This window comes from Pseudomonas sp. nanlin1 (genome assembly GCF_045571515.1).
Lineage (GTDB): Bacteria > Pseudomonadota > Gammaproteobacteria > Pseudomonadales > Pseudomonadaceae > Aquipseudomonas.
In genome coordinates this window covers 1,043,798-1,061,508 of the sequence record NZ_CP124218.1, presented here as the reverse complement: position 1 = coordinate 1,061,508, position 17,711 = coordinate 1,043,798, and the positions used below count along the sequence as shown (strand labels likewise).

Here is a 17,711-nt window from a genome sequence, read left to right as displayed (position 1 = left end):
TGGCTTAATAAGCAAATTATCTAAACGACCCGCCGATCGCTTGCTCCGGTGGCAGTGCCCACCTAGAATACCGCCGCGCCGATCGACCCATAAGAAATCGCCTCACTGCGGTTCTATACCATAGCCGCCGGTTTATATGACGGCCTTCCTGATAGCACGGTAATCGAATCCGCCCATGAGTCTGCGCCCTTCCCGCCTTCCCCCCCTGCAACGCGCGCGCCGACCGGAACGTATTCTGCGAATAGGTTCGGCCTTGGCCGTCTTCGCGATCATGGGCATTGTGGCAACGCTGCTGGTGCGCGAGCGCAGCAGTGCCGAGTTGGCTGCGGCGCGCTCTGCCAGTAATATCGTGCAGCTGATAGACACCGACGTGCAGCGTAATGTCGAAGCCTATGACGTCGCCCTCAAGGGTATCGTCGAGGTAGCACAGAACCCTGCGCTGTCCAACCTGCCGGACAACGTGCGCCGCCGGGTATTGTTCGATCGCTCCATCATCACCCCCTCTCGCGGCGATCTGCTGTGGATCGACGCCAATGGCGATGTGCTCGCAGACTCGGTAGCGCCGCGTACCCGCAGCGTCAACTTCGCCAACGACCCGATGTTTCTGCGCCACCGCCAAGACCCGGACAAAGGCCTGATGATCAGCGCGCCGTTTCAGGACAAGCTGGGCAACCTGGGCTGGTGCATTAGCTTCAGTCGGCGTATTTCCAGCCCGTCTGGCGAATTCGCCGGGGTCGCTTCGGGCGCACTGCGGCTTTCCTACTTCGATGACTTGTTCAATAGCCTGAATATCGGCGAGGACAGCAGCGTTAATCTGCTCAATAAAGACGGGATCATCCTCGCGAGGCAGCCCGCCAGCCCCGATGTCTACGCCATAGGGCGTGACCTCAGCCCACTGGCCAATTTTCAGCGGGTGCTGAAAGAGGGTATCGGCAGCTTCAGCACACTCTCGGAAATAACTCATAAGCAGCGCCAGTATGTATTTTCCAAAGTCGGCGAGCTGCCGTTGATTGTCGTCGCCGGGCTGGCGCCGGAGGTGGTGTACGCCTCGTGGGGGCGCACGGCGATCGTGGTCGGCACGGCAACCGGGCTGCTGTGCCTCGGCATCTTGTGGTTGAGTTTGCTGTTGGGGCGGGAATTGCGCCTACGTCACAGCGCCGAGCAGGAAATGGCGACACTGGCCGCCACCGACAGCCTGACCGGCCTGGCCAACCGCCGGCGTCTGGACCTCACGTTGCAGAACGAGTGGTCACGGGCGGTGCGCAATCGTCAATCCCTAGCCGTACTGATGATCGACGTCGATCATTTCAAAGCCTTCAATTTACAACACGGCCACCAGGGCGGTGACTTGGCGCTGCAGAGCGTCGCGGCGACGATCGAAGGCTGCATCCGCCGACCTGGGGACCTGGCGGCGCGTTACGGCGGTGAAGAGTTCTTGGTGGTACTGCCTAATACGGACGTTGCTGGAGCGCTGGCCCTGGCAGAAGCGGTGCGACAGAGCGTAGAGGCCATGCCACCGTTTGCCGATGCAAGCCAACCGATCACTGTAAGTATCGGTGTAAGCGCCCTGCGGGTCAGTGATCATAATCGCCTGGCCGACCTACTTGGCGCAGCAGACGCCGCGCTCTACAGCGCCAAACGCAATGGCCGCAACCGAGTGGTGACCGCCGGCTAAAAAAAACGCCAGCAAAGGCTGGCGTTTCACTTTACGCTTGAATCGATCAGCTAGCGCGGGCGGCATTGCGCAGTGCTTTGACCTGATCGTGGTTACGCTGAACACCCTGCAGTTGGCGCTCAACGATGGTGAGGATATTCGCAGGCAAACCCTCTTCCAAAGCCTTTTTGTAAGCCTTGAGGGCGACGTCTTCACCACGTTCGGCTTCGTTCAACACAGCTTCTTCGTCTTTGCCGGTAAATACGGATTTAACGTCAACCCAGCGGCGGTGCAAATCACCGGCAACGCTGGTCGAGGTCTCCGGATCGCCGCCCAAGGCGCGGACTTCAGCCTGCAGCTCGCTGGCCGAGGCTGCACATTCCTGGGAGTGCTTGAGGAACAGTGCTTTGAGTTCAGGGTTCTTCACATCTTCTGCGCAGCTCTTGAAGCCTTCTTGGCCGTCTTTGCAAGTCTCGATCAAGTCGTTCAGTGTCGAGATAACTTTCTTAGCGTGGTCGCTCATGTCTCTATTCCTTCATTGAGTGGAAGATATAGAGAAGTTTGCAGGCATCATGCCAATCCACTGAGTAGATTAAAAACCATATAAATCAGTAGTTTAAAATATATTGAACTCTGCCCTTCGCGCCTTCTGCATGATCTGTCAATTGGCCTCCATGCAAAATGCATGTAATAATCAGACTCTTCGCCTACTCTTTTTTAGCGCACTAATGAATCCCGAAAAACTTGAACTTCTAGTTACCCGTGAAATGCCCTTCGGTAAGTACAAAGGCCGCTTGCTGGCTGACTTACCGGGTCATTATTTGAATTGGTTCGCTCGCGAAGGCTTTCCTAAAGGCGAGCTCGGTGCACTATTAGCGCTGATGCAGGAAATCGATCACAACGGCCTATCGGACCTCTTACTGCCCCTGCGTGCCAAGCACCAGTGAGGCGCCCTTTCTATCAGGCAAAAAAAAGTGCGCCGACCGAGCGCACTAAAAAGCCGTAAGGCTGCACAACGAAGAAGGTTCAGCTCAGCAAAGCCAGCGCCTCGGCGCTGCATTCTTGGATACGGCCCCAGTCACGGTTCTTGATCCAGGCGCTGTCGAGCATCCACGAACCCCCCACGCACATCACATTGGGTTGGCTCATGTAGCTTTTCAGGTTGCCTGGCCCAACACCGCCAGTTGGACAGAAACGTACTTCGCCGAAGGGGCCGGCGAAGGCCTTGATGGCGGCGACACCACCGCTCACCTCGGCGGGGAACAGTTTGAAGCGCCGATAACCCAGGGCGTAGCCCATCATCAGTTCAGACGGACTACTGATACCCGGCAGCAGCGGGATCGGGCTGTCGACGCCGGCTTCGAGCATGTCCTGGGTCACCCCTGGAGTGACGGTAAATTGCGAGCCAGCCGCTTCGGTGGCCGCCAGCATGTGCCGATCCAACACGGTGCCAGCCCCCACCAACAGCTCAGGGCGCTGCTCGCGCAATAGTTTGATGGCGGTCAACCCCAGCGGCGAGCGCAGGGTCACTTCAAGGCAGGTCAGACCGCCTGCGGCCAGGGCGTCGGCCAGGGGCAAAATGTCTTCTTCACGGGCAATGGTGATGACCGGAAGAATCTTCGCCTGCGCTGCCAACGCGTCGATTCGGGCAATTTTGTCCGTCATTCGAGCGGCGAGCTGTTGTTGTTCAAGCGTCGTCATAGCGGTCAATCCTTGCTCAGGGGCACCAGTAAATCGTCAACGGAGTCTGCAGAAATGCGCGAATCGGCATCTCCGCCAAGTCATCGCCAGCCAAGGCCGCGCGCAGCGTATCCAGCTTGCTCCGGCCCTGGATGGACAGAATGGGCGAGCGCGCACTGGCCAGCAGCGCACGGCTCATGCTCAGGCGCTGGTGCGGCACGCTGGGCGCCATCATGGGCAAACAACGGCGCGAACTGTCGGCGGCCAGGGCTTCAGTAAGGTTGGGGCTGGCCGGGAACAGCGAAGCGGTGTGGCCATCGTCGCCCATGCCCAATACCAGTACGTCAATCGCGGGCAGTTCAGCCAGGGCAGCGTCGGCCTGTTCGGCCGCCTCTTCCTGGCTGGTAGCACTGCAGTACAAGCTGATGAATTTCGCCTTGGCCACCGCGCCTACCAACAGGTAGCGCTTGAGCAGACCGGCATTGCTGTCCACGTGCTCTTCAGGCACCCAGCGTTCGTCGGCCAGGGTGATCACCACCTTCGACCAATCCAATGGCTGGCGCGCCAGGCACTGGAAAAACGTTACGGGGCTACGCCCGCCAGACACCACCAGGGTCGCCACCCCACGGGCCTCAATGGCGTCGCGTAACTGCTCGGCCACTTGGGTGCTCAGGCCTTCAGCCAACAGCGGCGGGCTCACGAAGTCGTGGGCGCGTACACCGCTGGGTAATTCGAGTTCAGATATCGCCATACCAGGATCTCCCATCGCGAGTAATCAGTGCAATTGAGCTCATCGGCCCCCAAGAACCCGCCGCGTAAGGCTTGGGCGCATCGCCCGCCTTCTTCCAGCCGGCGATCAATTGGTCGCACCATTTCCACGCGTATTCGATTTCGTCTTTACGCACGAATAGATTTTGATTGCCTTGCATCACTTCCAACAGCAAACGCTCGTAGGCGTCCGGGATACGGGCGCTGCGGTAAGTGTCGGAAAAATTCAACTGCAGTGGCCCGCTGCGCAATTGCATGCCCTTGTCCAGGCCCTGCTCTTTGGTCATGACCCTTAGGGAAATGCCCTCATCCGGTTGCAGGCGAATGATCAGCTTGTTGCTGATCTGCAGGCGCTGCTCCGGAGCGAAGATGTAATGCGGCGGTTCTTTGAAGTGAATAACGATCTGCGACAGCTTCTGCGGCATGCGCTTGCCCGTGCGCAGGTAGAACGGCACGCCAGCCCAGCGCCAATTACGAATGTCGGCGCGCAAGGCGACGAAAGTTTCGGTATCACTCTGGGTATTGGAGTTCTCTTCCTCCAGATACCCCGGCACGGGGCGGCCTTCGCTGTAGCCGGCGATGTATTGGCCGCGCACCACTTGGGTGGTCAGGCCTTCAGCGGAGAACGGCGCCAGGGCCTTGAGCACCTTGACCTTCTCGTCGCGGATACTGTCGGCCGAGAGGTCGGCCGGAGGGTCCATGGCGATCAGGCAAAGCAACTGCAGCAAATGGTTTTGAATCATGTCGCGCAATTGCCCGGCCTGGTCGAAGTAGCCCCAGCGCCCTTCGATGCCGACTTTTTCTGCCACGGTGATTTCCACGTGGGAGATGTAATTCTGGTTCCACTGGGTTTCGAACAGGCTATTGGCGAAGCGCAGGGCAATAAGGTTTTGAACAGTCTCTTTGCCCAAATAGTGGTCGATGCGATAGACCCGATTTTCCGGGAAGAACTGCGCCACCGCATCATTGACCCGTTGCGAGGACGCAAGGTCATGGCCGATGGGCTTTTCCAGGACCGCCCGGGTACGCGCGGTCAGGCCGACTTTGTCGAGGTTTTCGCAAATCGAGCCATACACCGACGCCGGGGTGGCGAAGTAGGCAATCATCAACTCAGCATCGCCGACCTTCTCGGCCAGAACGACATAGTCCTCAGCCTTGAGAAAATCCACGTGGACATAACTCAACCGGGCGAGGAAGCGCTGCACGTGCACCTCCTCCAGCAGGGCATCAGGCACGAACTTACGCAAACCGGCCTCGATGGCCGCCAGATGCTGCCGTTCGTCGCCAAGCTCTCTGGCCAGGGCCAGAATGCGCGTGTCAACGTGCAGCAGGTCGGCGCGATCGAGTTGGTACAAGGCCGGGAACAGCTTGCGCAGTGCCAGGTCGCCCAACGCGCCGAACAGGGCGAAGGTGCAGGATTCTGCGGTCATTGATGGCATGATGTTTGTTCTTCTATCAAGATGGACTAGAAATACCCTTTTTCAGGGGGCGATTCAAGGCCGAATGTAGTAATAACCACAACATTCAACCCTCTAAACAGATTCGAGTGGTGCAACTTAACTACCGACAGTAGGATAGGCCACCCCTAAAACCGCGTTGCCAGACAAGGTTAGCTGGCTGTGGCAGACCCAAGGAAAAACCATGGATCGTGTGCGAAACCTCCTGGAGCAAATCCAGGGTCGGCTCGACGAATTGAACAAGGCCGAGCGCAAAGTGGCCGAAGTCATTCTGCTCAACCCCCAGCAGGCGACGCGCTTCAGTATTGCCGCGCTCGCCCAGGCGGCCAAGGTCAGCGAACCGACGGTCAACCGATTCTGCCGTTCATTTGGCGTGGGTGGCTACCCCGAACTGAAACTGCAACTGGCCCAGAGCCTGGCCAGCGGCGCCGCTTACGTGAGCCGTGCGGTAGAAGCCGACGATAACCCGGCCGCCTATACGCAAAAAATATTCGGCAGTGCCATCGCCTCCCTCGACAGTGCCTGCCAACAGTTGGACCCGCAACTGGTCAGCCGCGCGGTGGACATGCTGATACAAGCCCGGCAGATCCATTTTTTCGGCCTGGGCGCTTCGGCCCCGGTGGCCTTGGATGCTCAGCACAAATTCTTCCGCTTCAACCTGGCCGTGTCGGCCCACGCTGACGTGCTGATGCAGCGCATGCTGGCTTCGGTGGCCCATACTGGCGAATTGTTCGTGATTATTTCCTACACGGGGCGCACCCGTGAGCTGGTCGAAGTCGCGCGCCTGGCGCGGGAAAATGGCGCGTCGGTGCTGGGCTTGACGGCCGCCGGCTCGCCCCTGGCCAAGGCCAGCAGCCTGAGCCTGAACATACCGCTGCCCGAAGACACTGATATTTATATGCCGATGACCTCGCGCATCATCCAACTGACCGTGCTGGATGTACTGGCCACGGGCATGACCTTACGCCGCGGCGTGGATTTCCAGCCACACCTGCGCAAGATCAAGGAAAGCTTGAACGCCAGCCGCTACCCGGCAGGCGACGGCCTAGATTAGGTAGGAGGGGGTCTCGCCCCCGAGCTCTTAACGTTCCACGCCCACAGGCGCATTTCACGCCCAAAGGCAAAACATCAAAAGATCGGAGGCAAGCCCCCGATCTTTTACATCTGCATACGGGTCAGAACTTGGACTGCACTTTCAACCCGGCAACGATCGCGTCGTCTACTTGGCTAACCCCCCCTGGGTGCTTGATGTACTGCAGGTTAGGCCGCACGGTCAGCCAGTTGGTGACGTGGAAACCGTAATACACCTCGGCGTTGTATTCGGTGTTCTGGATCGGCAAAAAGGTTGGGTTGTCGTAGTCATCGACATTGTTCAGATCGTTGACCAAGCGGCGCTGCTTCTGCGCGTCATCGTTGACGTGGATCCGGGCGATACCCACACCGATGTCATCCTTGGGCCGGCTGTCGAACGGCCCACGGTACACGGCGCCCACTTGCTGGTAGTTATCCACGTAGTTGGTGTCTTTATCGTGCACAGTGAGGTTGGCGAACAGGCTCAGGCCGCGGTTGACGTCGCCGTTGTGAGCGGTGACCTGCTGCTGCGCCACGACCCACCAACCATGCTTGCTGCTGCGGGAACGGAATGCGCCGCCGGAGTTAGCCTGGGGCTGCCCATCCGCACCCTCGTAGACATCATCGGCACTGGCCGTGCTGTAGTAGTAACCTACGCGGTATTCGCCGGGTAGCGAGTTGACCTTGGGTGACCACACCAATTCCACAGGCAGGATCATGCCTTTGGTGCCGCTGCCACTGAGTTTGAAACCGTTGCCCACTTCGAGGTTCGACGGGTTCTGTTCGTACGCGCCCACTTGCGCGAACAGTTCAGGATTGAAGTTGTATTTAACCCGCAGCGCCCACTGGCTGACCGGCCAGTTGTACCAGATGCTACCGGCCCAGTTACCCACTTGCGAGCCGCAGAAGGCCAGGTTCTGGAAGTCGCAGGGGAAGCTGTTGAAGTCTTCGCCGGGGCCGTAGCGGCCGACTTTGACGTCCAACGCGCCATCGAAGTACTTCTGCTTGACCCACAACTGGGTCAGGCGCCAGGTCTGCCCACGGCCCCACACTTCTTGGGAAGAACTGAGGGTGCCGGCACGCGGGTCGCCGATGCGGTCATTGGAAATATTGCGCCCACTGCGCTCAGTCACCGCAACTTTAAACTCGGCATCGTTCCAGCCAAGGATCTTTTCCAGGTCCATCTGAACGCCCAAAGCGAACTGGTCGCTGTAGCGTGCAGTGGTGTCATCGTTGTAACCGCCCTTGAGGTTACTGCCGACTTCACCCACGTACTCGAAGGAAAACTCGTAACCTTTTTCCAGCAACTCGGTACGCGTACCGCCCCAGTCACCCAGCATCCAGGGTGAGCTGGCATCGAAAGCGTCGGCAGCGTGTGCGCTGCCAGCCAGGCCCAATGCCCCAAGTACCGACAGCTGACCTAGCAGCCGGGCGCGGGTGGGTTTCATCACTGCTTTGCTCTTCATTCCATGCGTCCTCTTTTATTGTTATTGGCGCTGCTTTCCAGGGCCTTAGCAAAAGCTAAGCCTGGCGCCGCGCCTATTTTTTACAGCACTCCGTACGGGCGACAGGCCACCCGTTATCCACTCAGTAATTCTTCAATTGCGCGGCCAGTTCCGGCTGGGCAGGCGCCAGAGGCTGAGCTTGCACGCCCAAGCGTTCACCGCTGGCAGCGTCGAACAGCAAGACCTTGGCCGGGTCGAATTGCAGGTTGAGGGTTTGCCCCACCTGTGGCGCCATGTCGGGCGCCCGGCGGCAACACACTTTGGTCTGGTTAAGGGTCACGAACACCAGGGTATCGGGGCCGGTCGGCTCGGTGACTTGCACTTGCGCCAAAACGGTTGGCATTCCGGCGTCCTGGCCGGCGAGCACGATCTGCTCCGGGCGCAGGCCCAGGATCACATCGCGGTTCTCCAAACCGGCATCGCGGGTGTCCAGTAGCAACTCGCACTGCCCTTGTTCGCTGTCCAGCAGCGCCACCAGGCGGCCGTCCTTGCGCTGTAAACGCAGGGGAATGAAGTTCATCGGCGGCGAACCGATGAAGCTGGCCACGAACAGGTTGGCCGGGTCGTTATAGATCTGTTGTGGCGTGCCGAACTGCTGAATGATGCCGTCCTTCATCACCGCCACCTTGTCGCCCAGGGTCATCGCCTCGATCTGGTCATGGGTGACATACACGGTGGTGGTGCGCAGGCGCTGGTGCATCAGTTTGATTTCGGTGCGCATCTCGACCCGCAGCTTGGCGTCGAGGTTGGACAGCGGTTCATCGAACAGGTAGATCTTCGGGCGCCGAGCTAACGCGCGGCCCATGGCGACCCGCTGCTGCTGACCACCGGAGAGTTGCCCCGGCTTGCGCTTGAGCAAATGCTCGATTTGCAGCAGCTTGGCCACCCGCGCGACTTCCTCGTCGATCGCTGCCGGCGCCATTTTGCGGATCTTCAGGCCGAACGCGATGTTCTCGCGAACCGTCATGGTGGGGTACAGCGCGTAGCTCTGAAACACCATGGCGATGTCGCGGTCTTTGGGGGTCATCGGGCTGATGTCCGCGCCGTCCACCAGGATCGCGCCTCCGCTGATTTGCTCTAAGCCGGCAATGCAATTCATCAGGGTGGACTTACCGCACCCCGAAGGGCCGACCAGGATCAAAAACTCACCGGAATCGATTTTCAGCTCAATGTTCTTCAAGGTGTCCGGCAAACCAGCGCCGTAGGTCTTGTTGACGTTGCGTAATTCGAGCGTTGCCATGTCTCTACCCCTTGACCGCGCCAGCCGTCAGGCCGCGCAGAAAATACTTACCCGCCAGTACATAGACCAGCAATGTTGGCAGCCCGGCGATCATCGCCGCCGCCATGTCAACGTTGTATTCCTTGGCCCCGGTACTGGTGTTCACCAGGTTGTTGAGCGCCACGGTAATCGGCTGCGCATCGCCACTGGCGAACACCACGCCGAACAGGAAGTCGTTCCAGATCTGAGTGAACTGCCAGATCAGGCAGACCATGACGATGGGAATCGACATGGGCAGCAGGATCTTATTGAAGATGGTGAAGAAACCAGCGCCGTCCAGCCGCGCGGCTTTAACCAGCGCATCAGGAATGCTCACGTAGTAGTTGCGGAAAAACAGCGTGGTAAAGGCCAGGCCGTAGACCACGTGCACCAGTACCAGGCCGACGGTGGTATTGGCCAGGCCCATCTTGCCCAGGGTGAACGAGGCTGGCAGCAATACGGTTTGGAACGGCAGGAAGCAGCCAAACAGCAGCAGGCCGAAAAACAATTGGGAGCCGCGAAAGCGCCACATCGACAGTACGTAGCCGTTCATGGCGCCGATGAAGGTGGAGATCAGTACCGCAGGCACGGTGATTTTCACTGAGTTCCAGAAGTAGCCACCTACCGCCTCCCAGGCTTTGCTCCAACCGATCACAGTAAATAGGTCTGGCCAACTGAGCAGGTTGCCGGTGTTGATATCTTCTGGCGTCTTGAAGCTGGTCAGCAGCATCACCACCAACGGCACCAGGTAGAGTGCCGCAGCCACCAGCAAGGTGGTGTAGATAGCAATACGGCTCAGGCTCAGGCCTGGTTTAGGCAATGCGTTATTCATGGCGCTTACCCCGCAGTTCGGAATACAGGTACGGCACTAGAATCGCCAGAATGGCCCCCAGCATCAGAATGGCGCTGGCCGAACCCTGGCCCATCTGCCCACGGCTGAAGGTAAAGGTGTACATAAACATCGCCGGCAGGTCTGAGGCATACCCAGGGCCGCCTGCGGTCATGGCCGCGACCAGGTCGAAACTCTTGATCGCGATGTGCGCAAGAATCATAAAGGCACTGAAAAACACCGGGCGCAGGCTCGGCAGGACGATCTTCAGGTAGATGGTCGGCAGGCTCGCGCCGTCCACCTGGGCCGCGCGAATGATCGACTGGTCGACCCCGCGCAAGCCCGCCAGAAACAACGCCATGACAAAGCCCGAGGCCTGCCACACCGCGGCGATCACCAGGCAATAGACCACACGGTCCTGGTCCACCAGCCAGTCCAGGCGAAACCCTTCCCAGCCCCAGTCGCGGAGCATTTTGTCCAAGCCCAGGCCCGGGTTGAGCAGCCACTTCCAGGCTGTGCCGGTGACAATCATCGACAGGGCCATGGGGTAGAGATAAATCGTGCGCAGAAAGCCTTCACGGCGAATGCGCTGGTCCAGCAGCACTGCCAGGAACACCCCAAGCAGCAGGCTGATGCCGATGAACATGCCACCGAACAACGCCAGGTTCTTACTGGCGACCCACCACCGGTCGTTGTCCATCAACCGGGCATACTGCGCCAGCCCGGCCCATTTGTAGTTGGGCATGAAACTGGACGTGGTGAACGACAACACCAAGGTCCACAGGATATAGCCGTAGAAGCCGACCAGTACGATCAGCATGCTCGGCGCCAATACCAGCTTGGGCAGCCAGCGTTGCAGCACATCCAGGGGCGCCGCTTTGCCCATCACAGCAACTGAGCTCATCGATAAAAACCCGCAGGGAGAAACTAACGAATCCTGCCCAGCCGCCAGCCCTGCTCAAGGTATGAGCAGGGCTGCTGCAGGCGGGTCAGGGTGAACACGCGAGCCAGGCTCGCGTCGGTTACAAGGTTATTGCGCAGACTTGACTGCAGCCCCGAGCTTCTTCGCGGTGTCTGCCGGGTCGGCTTTAGGGTCGTTGATGTAGTTGGTTACCACATCGAAAAACGCCCCTTGCACCGCCAGGGTGGTCGCCATGTTATGGGCCATGCTTGGCTGCAAGCCACCGGTCTTCTCGTCGGCCAGGAAGTCCTTGGCGGCGGTCTGGGCACAAGCGTCGAAACCGAGTTTTTCCATGTCGTTCAACATGTCGGTACGCACCGGGATCGAGCCTTTATTGATGCTGAACACTTTCTGGAAATTTTCCCCCAGCGCGACCTTGGCCAGGTCTTGTTGGGCAGCGATATCCCCTTCTTTTTCGGCCTTGAGCTGGAACACCGCCAGGGAGTCGATGTTGTAGGTAAAGGCCTTATCGGTGCCCGGGAATGGCACGCACTGGTAGTCCTTGCCCGCGATCTTCTTGGCTGCGGTCCATTCACTCTTGGCCCAGTCGCCCATCATCTGCATACCGGCCTTGCCGTTGATCACATCGGCAGCGGCAACGTTCCAGTCACGCCCGGCGCGATTGGCGTCCATGTAGGTGGCGAGCTTTTTCAATTCGGTCAGGGTTTTGACCATTTCCGGGCCGGTCAGAGTCTTTTGATCGAGGTCGACCAAGGCTTTTTTGTAGCCGTCAGCCCCCATCACCGAAAGTACGACGTCTTCGAACACCGTGCTGTCCTGCCACGGCTGGCCACCATGGGCCAGGGCGATAAAGCCTGCGGCCTTGAGTTTGTCGCCAGCGGCGTAGAACTCTTCAAGGGTGGTGGGCGCTTTATCAATACCGGCTTTCTTGAAAACTTCAGGGTTGATCCACAGCCAGTTGACCCGGTGGATGTTCACCGGCACAGCCACGTACTCGCCTTCGTATTTGACCGTGTCCGAGACTTTCTTCGACAGCAGGCTGTCCCACTTCTCAGCCTTGGCCACAGGGGCCAGGGTGTCGGTGCTCAGCAGCCCCAGAGAGCCCCACTCTTGGATATCCGGGCCTTTGATCTGGGCAACGCTGGGCGGGTTGCCGGACACCGCGCGGCTTTTCAGCACGGTCATGGCAGTGGAACCGCCACCACCTGCGACCGCGCCGTCTTTCCAGATAAAACCGTCTTTTTCGACTTGCGCCTTCAACACATCGACAGCGGCTTTTTCGCCACCGGACGTCCACCAGTGCACGACTTCGACAGTACCTTTAGGGTCGGCGGCTTGAGCGCCCAGGGGGAACAGTGTGGCGAGGGAAATGACAGTGGCGAGACGGGTGATGGCATTCATGCGAAATCCTTGTTTTTTTGTTGTTATGCAACTGCAAGTCTGGTGCTTGCGCTGCACGGAGTTTAACCAGAGGGTGGGGGAATGGAAGTAACGAAGGGATGGAGAAATGTCACGGGTTGGTGACATTCCCAGCCACAGCCCCGATAGCGCTACTGACCCCGCGGCAATACCAACGTCACCCGCAACCCCCCTTCACGCAGGTTGCGCAAAGTCACCTCACCGCCATGGCTATGGGCGATATTGCGCGCGATGCCCAGGCCCAAGCCGTAGCCCTGCTGCTGCCCGGCCAGGCGGAAATGCGGTTCGAAGACTTTTTCCAGGCGCTGCTCTGGCACGCCGGGGCCTTCGTCGTCGACGTGCAGCACGAACGCTTGCGCGTTGTCCTCGATCAACAGGTGGGCCTTTTCTCCGTACTTTAGGGCGTTGTCGATCAGGTTGCCCACGCAGCGGCGTAAAGCCAGGGGTTTGCCAGGGTATGGCGCGCGGCTGCTGCCGGCCACGGTGACCCGGCCATTGCCCAGGGGGGCGAGGTACGGCTCCACCAGGCAGTCGAGCAGGTGGTTGAGGTCCACCCGCTCGATGTTCTCGTGAATGTCGGTGTCTTTCACGCACTGCAACGCGCCTTTGACCAGTAGGTCGAGTTCGTCCAGGTCGCGGTTGAACTTCACTTGCAAGGCTTCGTCTTCAAGCAGCTCGGCGCGCAGACGCAGGCGTGTGATGGGAGTGCGCAGGTCATGGGATATGGCGCTGAACAGCTGGCTGCGTTCGGTGAGGTAGCGGCTGATGCGCTCACGCATGGCATTCAGGGCGCGCGCCACCTCAACCACTTCGCTACCGCCGCCTTCCATCGGCGGCTGGTGCGCCACTTCGCCCAGGGACAGGTCGCGTGCTGCCCGCGCCAGGCGCTTGAGCGGGCGGCTCTGCCAGTGCACCAGCAGGCCTATGAACAGCAACAGAAAACCACTGGTCAGCACAATGAACCACACTTGCTGGGCCGGCAGACCTTGCTCCTCTAGGCTGGTGTAGGGCTCTGGCATCAGCGAGGCGATGTACAGCCACTCGCCCGGCGCCAGGCGGATTTGCGTCACCAGCACCGGCGGGTTGACCGGCTCCAGGGTCAAGGCGTAGTGGGCCCAGGAGCGTGGCAGCTCATCAAGCTTCAACCCGCTGTTGAAAATGCGCAGCTCGTCCGGGCTGACAAAGGCCACGGAGATATCGATCTGCTCGCCCAACTGCCCTCCCAGCACATCCGCCACCGCCTCGATCACCGCCGACTTGCGTGGCGTCGGCTCCAGCACTTGCATGCCCAGGGGCTTGTCGTTCAGCGAAACGAAAAAACGCGTGCCGCCCATACTGCGCAATTGATCGAGCACCAGTGGCCGATAGGCCAAGGGTAGCGAGCGAAAATAGCTGACACTTGCCGCCATGGAGTGGGCCAGGCTGCGAGCGCTGGTGACCAGGCCTTCCAACTGGCTGGCGCGCAGCTGCGACAGCCAGATGATGCTCGACAAACTTTGCGCCAGCAGCACGGCAAGCAGAGTGAGCAGGAGCATGCGCCCCAGCAGTGAACGCGGTTTAAACAGGCGCAACACTGGCCGCCAACAGGTAGCCGCTGCCGCGCACGGTGCGAATCAGCCGAGAGGGTTTTTCGGTATCGCGCAAGCGTTGGCGCAAACGGCTGACGGCCATATCGACGATACGGTCCAGGGGCATGGGTTCACGACCGCGGGTGGCATTGCCGATGGTATCGCGGTCGAGGATTTGTTGCGGGTGGTCGAGAAAAAGCTTGAGCAGGGCAAAATCGGCGCCCGAAAGAAATACCTCTTCACCGTCGGTGTGAAACAGGCGATGGCTGACGGTATCCAGCCGCCATTCATCGAACGCCAACACTTCGCTGGCGCCGCGCTCGTGGGCGAACTGAGCGCGGCGCAGTAGCGCCTTGATGCGCGCCTGCAATTCGCGCGGGCTGAAAGGCTTGCCCAGGTAGTCATCGGCGCCCAGCTCCAGGCCGATCACGCGGTCGGCTTCATCGGAACTGGCGGTCAACATGATGATGGGCACCTGCGCCCAGCGAGGGTGCTGGCGCACCCAGCGGCATAGGCTAAAACCGTCTTCATCGGGCAGCATGACGTCGAGTATCACCAGGTCGGTGACTTCTTCGGCATTGAGTGCCTGGCGAAAGTCCCGGCCATCAGCCGTGGTGCGGACCACAAAGCCCGCACGGCTCAAGTAGGTGTCCAACAATTCGCGAATTTCCTGGTCGTCGTCGACCAGCAGTATCGATCTGCCAGCAGTGCTCACTGGGGCATCCCTTTTTATTATTGGCGAGGGCGTCGATGCCCGGCTCGGTTAGCGCCGATTAGACCCTCAAGCCAGGGCTTGCTGCAAGGCCACACCGGCGCCAAGTAGGCCAGAGAACTCGGCGGTCACCACCCACACCGGAATGCCTTTGAAGTATTCGCTCATGCAGCCTTTGTCGGCAAAGCTTTCGGCAAAGCCGCTTTGCAGGAACAACTCAAGAAAGCGCGGAATCACACCGCCGACGATATACACCCCGCCACGGCCGCCGACGGTCAATACGTTGTTACCGGCCACCCGCCCGAGAAAACGGCAGAACTGCTCGATAACGTCTTTGGCCACGGGCTCACCGGCCAGGGCGGCGGTGGTGATTTCGGCGGGTGAATTGAGGTTGGGCACATGCCCGTCCAGGGCGCAGATGGTGTGGTAAAGGCGCAACAGGCCGCCACCGCTGAGCACGGTCTCGGCGCTCACATGGCCGATTTCGTTTTGCAGGTGCTGGCGTACCTGAGCTTCGCGCAGGTCGCCAACAGGCAGATCAACATGCCCACCCTCCCCTGGTAAGGCCATGTAACGCCCAGCGCCAAGGTCCAACAAGGTGCCGACCCCCAGCCCAGTGCCGGGGCCTATGACCACCGCCGGGCGCAGCGGCTCGGGGTGGCCAGCACACACGCTCTGGTATTCACCCGGCTGCAGGCGAGTCATGCCCAGGGCCATGGCAGTGAAATCGTTGATCAACAGCAAGCGTTCGATCTGCAGGGTTTTGCAGAATGCTTCGCGGCTGATGCGCCAGTGGCTGTTGGTAAAACGGAACTCGTCGCCGCTCACCGGCCCTGCCACGGCCAGGCACACCGACTTAATATCGCCCTTGCCCAGTTTAAGGTCGGCCAAGTAAACGGCAATCGCTTGCTCAGGGCTGGTGTAGTCGGCCGTGGCAAAGACCCTTACCGAATGCAGTGCAGCGTTTTCCCACAAGGCAAAACGCGCATTCGTACCGCCAATATCACCCACCAGCGCCAAATTCATTTCAATATCTCCAACCCACCAGTAAAGGCGCAGGCCCCTTGCTCGGCAGAACTGAACGCTGCTCGCATAAAGCCGAACAATTCGCGGCCGCAACCTACACCGTTGCCGAGCAAGCCGGCTGGCGCGGTACGGGTGGCCAGTTCATCGGCACTGACCATCACCTGCAAGGTGCCTTTGACACCATCGACGCGAATGATATCACCGTCTTGGACCAAGCCAATCGGCCCGCCACTGCTGGCCTCGGGGCTGACATGGATGGCCGCCGGGATTTTCCCCGACGCCCCGGACATCCGCCCATCGGTGACCAGCGCCACCTTGAACCCACGGTCCTGCAACACCCCCAGAAATGGGGTCATCTTGTGCAGTTCGGGCATGCCATTGGAGCGTGGCCCCTGGAAGCGCATGACCGCGACAAAGTCGCGCTCCAACTCGCCGGCCTTGAACGCGTCGGCCAGCTCCTGTTGGTCTTGAAAGACCCGCGCCGGGGCTTGGACCACCTGGTTTTCCAATGCCACCGCCGAAACCTTCATGACGCCCCGGCCAATATTGCCTTCCATCACCCGTAGGCCACCTTCGGGTGAGAACGGCCGCGCGACCGGGCGCAGGATGGTCTCGTCCAGGCTCTCGATCGGGCCTTCGCGCCAGACCAACTTGCCGTCGACCAAAAACGGCTCCTGGGTGTACCGGCTCAAGCCGCGGCCGGCCACGGTGTTGACGTCCTCGTGCAGCAGACCGGCTTCGAGCAGCTCGCGGATCAGGAACGACATCCCGCCTGCGGCCTGGAAGTGGTTGATGTCCGCCTTACCGTTGGGGTAGACGTGGGACAACGTCGGCACCACTTCGGAAAGGTCGGCCATGTCCTGCCAAGTCAGGATGATCCCGGCGGCCATGGCGATGGCGGGCATGTGCAAGGTATGGTTGGTCGAACCACCCGTGGCGTGTAGGGCGACGATGGAATTGACCAGGGATTTTTCGTCGACGATCTCGCCGATCGGGGTGAAGTTGCCATTGGCCCGGGTCAGGCGCGTCACCTGCTGCGCGGCCTCGGTGGTCAGGGCATCGCGCAAGGGCGTGTAGGGGTTGACGAACGACGCGCCGGGCAAGTGCAGGCCCAGCACTTCCATCAGTAACTGGTTGGTATTGGCGGTACCGTAGAAGGTGCAAGTGCCGGGGCTGTGGTAGCTCTTCATTTCCGATTCCAGCAGCTCTTCGCGGCTGGCTTTGCCTTCGGCGTAACGTTGCCGTACGTCGGCTTTTTCCTTGTTGGAAATGCCCGACGGCATGGGCCCGCCCGGTACGAAGATCATCGGCAGATGGCCGAAGCGCAGGGCGCCCATCATCAAGCCCGGTACGATTTTGTCACAAATCCCCAGCATCAAGGCGGCGTCGAACATGTTGTGCGACAGCGCCACGGCCGTCGACATGGCGATCACCTCGCGGCTGGCCAGGCTCAACTCCATCCCCGCCTCGCCTTGGGTAACGCCGTCACACATGGCGGGCACACCGCCAGCGAACTGGCCGACCGAACCAATCTCGCGCAGGGCCTGGCGGATCTGCTCCGGGTAATGTTCGTAGGGCTGATGCGCCGACAGCATGTCGTTATAGGCCGACACGATGGCCACGTTGGCAGCGTTCATCATGCGCAGGCTGTGCTTGTCTTCACTGCCACAGCCCGCCACGCCATGGGCGAAATTGGCGCATTGCAGCTTGCCGCGCATCGGCCCATCGCTGGCCGCGCCACGAATCAATTGCAAGTAACGCTCGCGCGTTGCACGACTACGGGCTGTCAGCCGTTCGGTAACCTCAAGAACGCGGGGATGCATGTGAAGACTCCAGGCTATG

The 17,711-nt window shown here is 60.0% G+C and carries 16 protein-coding genes; 3 read left to right on the top strand and 13 right to left on the bottom strand.

The features are described 5' to 3' along the window. The first annotated feature begins 175 nt into the window (after window positions 1-175). Entirely contained in the window at window positions 176-1,675 is a 1,500-nt protein-coding gene (locus QCL65_RS04975) for a sensor domain-containing diguanylate cyclase (RefSeq protein ID WP_407315184.1), read from the top strand. Window positions 1,676-1,721: 46 nt separating this feature from the next. On the opposite strand, the gene QCL65_RS04970 is transcribed toward QCL65_RS04975, so the two are convergent. Continuing rightward, a complete protein-coding gene (locus QCL65_RS04970; RefSeq protein WP_407315183.1) occupies window positions 1,722-2,177 on the bottom strand; it encodes a ferritin-like domain-containing protein in 456 nt (151 codons plus the stop codon). Window positions 2,178-2,382: 205 nt separating this feature from the next. On the opposite strand from QCL65_RS04970, the gene QCL65_RS04965 reads away from it, so the two are divergent. After that, window positions 2,383-2,601: a DUF3820 family protein gene (locus QCL65_RS04965; protein WP_407315182.1), complete on the top strand. Its 219-nt coding sequence runs from the start codon at window positions 2,383-2,385 to the stop codon at window positions 2,599-2,601. Between the two features lie 79 nt (window positions 2,602-2,680). On the opposite strand, the gene QCL65_RS04960 is transcribed toward QCL65_RS04965, so the two are convergent. From QCL65_RS04960 to zwf, 3 genes are read right to left on the bottom strand one after another with little or no spacing between them, the layout of a single operon-like run. Continuing rightward, on the bottom strand, window positions 2,681-3,355 hold the full coding sequence (locus tag QCL65_RS04960) for a bifunctional 4-hydroxy-2-oxoglutarate aldolase/2-dehydro-3-deoxy-phosphogluconate aldolase (RefSeq protein WP_407315181.1): 675 nt from the start codon (window positions 3,353-3,355) through the stop codon (window positions 2,681-2,683). A gap of 16 nt (window positions 3,356-3,371) precedes the next feature. Further along, on the bottom strand, window positions 3,372-4,085 hold the full coding sequence (gene pgl, locus QCL65_RS04955) for a 6-phosphogluconolactonase (RefSeq protein WP_407315180.1): 714 nt from the start codon (window positions 4,083-4,085) through the stop codon (window positions 3,372-3,374). Further along, a complete protein-coding gene (gene zwf / locus QCL65_RS04950) occupies window positions 4,072-5,541 on the bottom strand; it encodes a glucose-6-phosphate dehydrogenase (RefSeq protein WP_407315179.1) in 1,470 nt (489 codons plus the stop codon). Before zwf ends, pgl begins: the two co-directional genes overlap by 14 nt. A 211-nt stretch (window positions 5,542-5,752) precedes the next feature. Between zwf and hexR the strand changes: the two genes are divergently transcribed. After that, window positions 5,753-6,613 (top strand): DNA-binding transcriptional regulator HexR, encoded by an 861-nt coding sequence (hexR, locus tag QCL65_RS04945; RefSeq protein WP_407316669.1) that lies wholly within the window; start codon window positions 5,753-5,755, stop codon window positions 6,611-6,613. Between the two features lie 121 nt (window positions 6,614-6,734). Here hexR and QCL65_RS04940 read toward each other — a convergent pair whose 3' ends face one another. The 9 genes from QCL65_RS04940 to edd all read right to left on the bottom strand — a co-directional run bounded on the left by QCL65_RS04940 (window position 6,735) and on the right by edd (window position 17,692). Continuing rightward, window positions 6,735-8,096, bottom strand: a complete 1,362-nt coding sequence (locus QCL65_RS04940; protein ID WP_407315178.1) for a carbohydrate porin — start codon at window positions 8,094-8,096, stop codon at window positions 6,735-6,737. Window positions 8,097-8,217: 121 nt separating this feature from the next. After that, a complete protein-coding gene (locus QCL65_RS04935; protein ID WP_407315177.1) occupies window positions 8,218-9,375 on the bottom strand; it encodes an ABC transporter ATP-binding protein in 1,158 nt (385 codons plus the stop codon). 4 nt (window positions 9,376-9,379) lie between these two features. Then, window positions 9,380-10,225: a carbohydrate ABC transporter permease gene (locus QCL65_RS04930; protein WP_407315176.1), complete on the bottom strand. Its 846-nt coding sequence runs from the start codon at window positions 10,223-10,225 to the stop codon at window positions 9,380-9,382. After that, window positions 10,218-11,126, bottom strand: a complete 909-nt coding sequence (locus QCL65_RS04925; protein WP_407315175.1) for a carbohydrate ABC transporter permease — start codon at window positions 11,124-11,126, stop codon at window positions 10,218-10,220. Before QCL65_RS04925 ends, QCL65_RS04930 begins: the two co-directional genes overlap by 8 nt. Before the next feature lie 126 nt (window positions 11,127-11,252). Continuing rightward, window positions 11,253-12,545 carry an ABC transporter substrate-binding protein gene (locus QCL65_RS04920; protein WP_407315174.1) on the bottom strand — a complete coding sequence of 431 codons (1,293 nt, stop codon included), beginning with the start codon at window positions 12,543-12,545 and terminating at the stop codon, window positions 11,253-11,255. Between the two features lie 149 nt (window positions 12,546-12,694). Then, window positions 12,695-14,098: an ATP-binding protein gene (locus QCL65_RS04915; RefSeq protein WP_407316667.1), complete on the bottom strand. Its 1,404-nt coding sequence runs from the start codon at window positions 14,096-14,098 to the stop codon at window positions 12,695-12,697. 22 nt (window positions 14,099-14,120) lie between these two features. After that, window positions 14,121-14,846, bottom strand: a complete 726-nt coding sequence (locus tag QCL65_RS04910) for a response regulator (protein WP_407315173.1) — start codon at window positions 14,844-14,846, stop codon at window positions 14,121-14,123. A gap of 66 nt (window positions 14,847-14,912) precedes the next feature. Next, entirely contained in the window at window positions 14,913-15,869 is a 957-nt protein-coding gene (locus QCL65_RS04905; protein ID WP_407315172.1) for a glucokinase, read from the bottom strand. Then, window positions 15,866-17,692, bottom strand: coding sequence for a phosphogluconate dehydratase (gene edd / locus QCL65_RS04900; RefSeq protein ID WP_407315171.1), 1,827 nt, complete (start codon window positions 17,690-17,692; stop codon window positions 15,866-15,868). Before edd ends, QCL65_RS04905 begins: the two co-directional genes overlap by 4 nt. Window positions 17,693-17,711: the final 19 nt, after the last annotated feature.

Bases quoted from the DNA above. Each gene is read 5' to 3' on its own strand.
- QCL65_RS04975 (WP_407315184.1), top strand. From the start codon at position 176: ATGAGTCTGCGCCCTTCCCGCCTTCCCCCCCTGCAACGCGCGCGCCGA.
- QCL65_RS04970 (WP_407315183.1), bottom strand. From the start codon at position 2,177: ATGAGCGACCACGCTAAGAAAGTTATCTCGACACTGAACGACTTGATC.
- QCL65_RS04965 (WP_407315182.1), top strand. From the start codon at position 2,383: ATGAATCCCGAAAAACTTGAACTTCTAGTTACCCGTGAAATGCCCTTC.
- QCL65_RS04960 (WP_407315181.1), bottom strand. From the start codon at position 3,355: ATGACGACGCTTGAACAACAACAGCTCGCCGCTCGAATGACGGACAAA.
- pgl (WP_407315180.1), bottom strand. From the start codon at position 4,085: ATGGCGATATCTGAACTCGAATTACCCAGCGGTGTACGCGCCCACGAC.
- zwf (WP_407315179.1), bottom strand. From the start codon at position 5,541: ATGCCATCAATGACCGCAGAATCCTGCACCTTCGCCCTGTTCGGCGCG.
- QCL65_RS04940 (WP_407315178.1), bottom strand. From the start codon at position 8,096: ATGAAGAGCAAAGCAGTGATGAAACCCACCCGCGCCCGGCTGCTAGGT.
- QCL65_RS04935 (WP_407315177.1), bottom strand. From the start codon at position 9,375: ATGGCAACGCTCGAATTACGCAACGTCAACAAGACCTACGGCGCTGGT.
- QCL65_RS04930 (WP_407315176.1), bottom strand. From the start codon at position 10,225: ATGAATAACGCATTGCCTAAACCAGGCCTGAGCCTGAGCCGTATTGCT.
- QCL65_RS04925 (WP_407315175.1), bottom strand. From the start codon at position 11,126: ATGAGCTCAGTTGCTGTGATGGGCAAAGCGGCGCCCCTGGATGTGCTG.
- QCL65_RS04920 (WP_407315174.1), bottom strand. From the start codon at position 12,545: ATGAATGCCATCACCCGTCTCGCCACTGTCATTTCCCTCGCCACACTG.
- QCL65_RS04915 (WP_407316667.1), bottom strand. From the start codon at position 14,098: ATGCTCCTGCTCACTCTGCTTGCCGTGCTGCTGGCGCAAAGTTTGTCG.
- QCL65_RS04905 (WP_407315172.1), bottom strand. From the start codon at position 15,869: ATGAATTTGGCGCTGGTGGGTGATATTGGCGGTACGAATGCGCGTTTT.
- edd (WP_407315171.1), bottom strand. From the start codon at position 17,692: ATGCATCCCCGCGTTCTTGAGGTTACCGAACGGCTGACAGCCCGTAGT.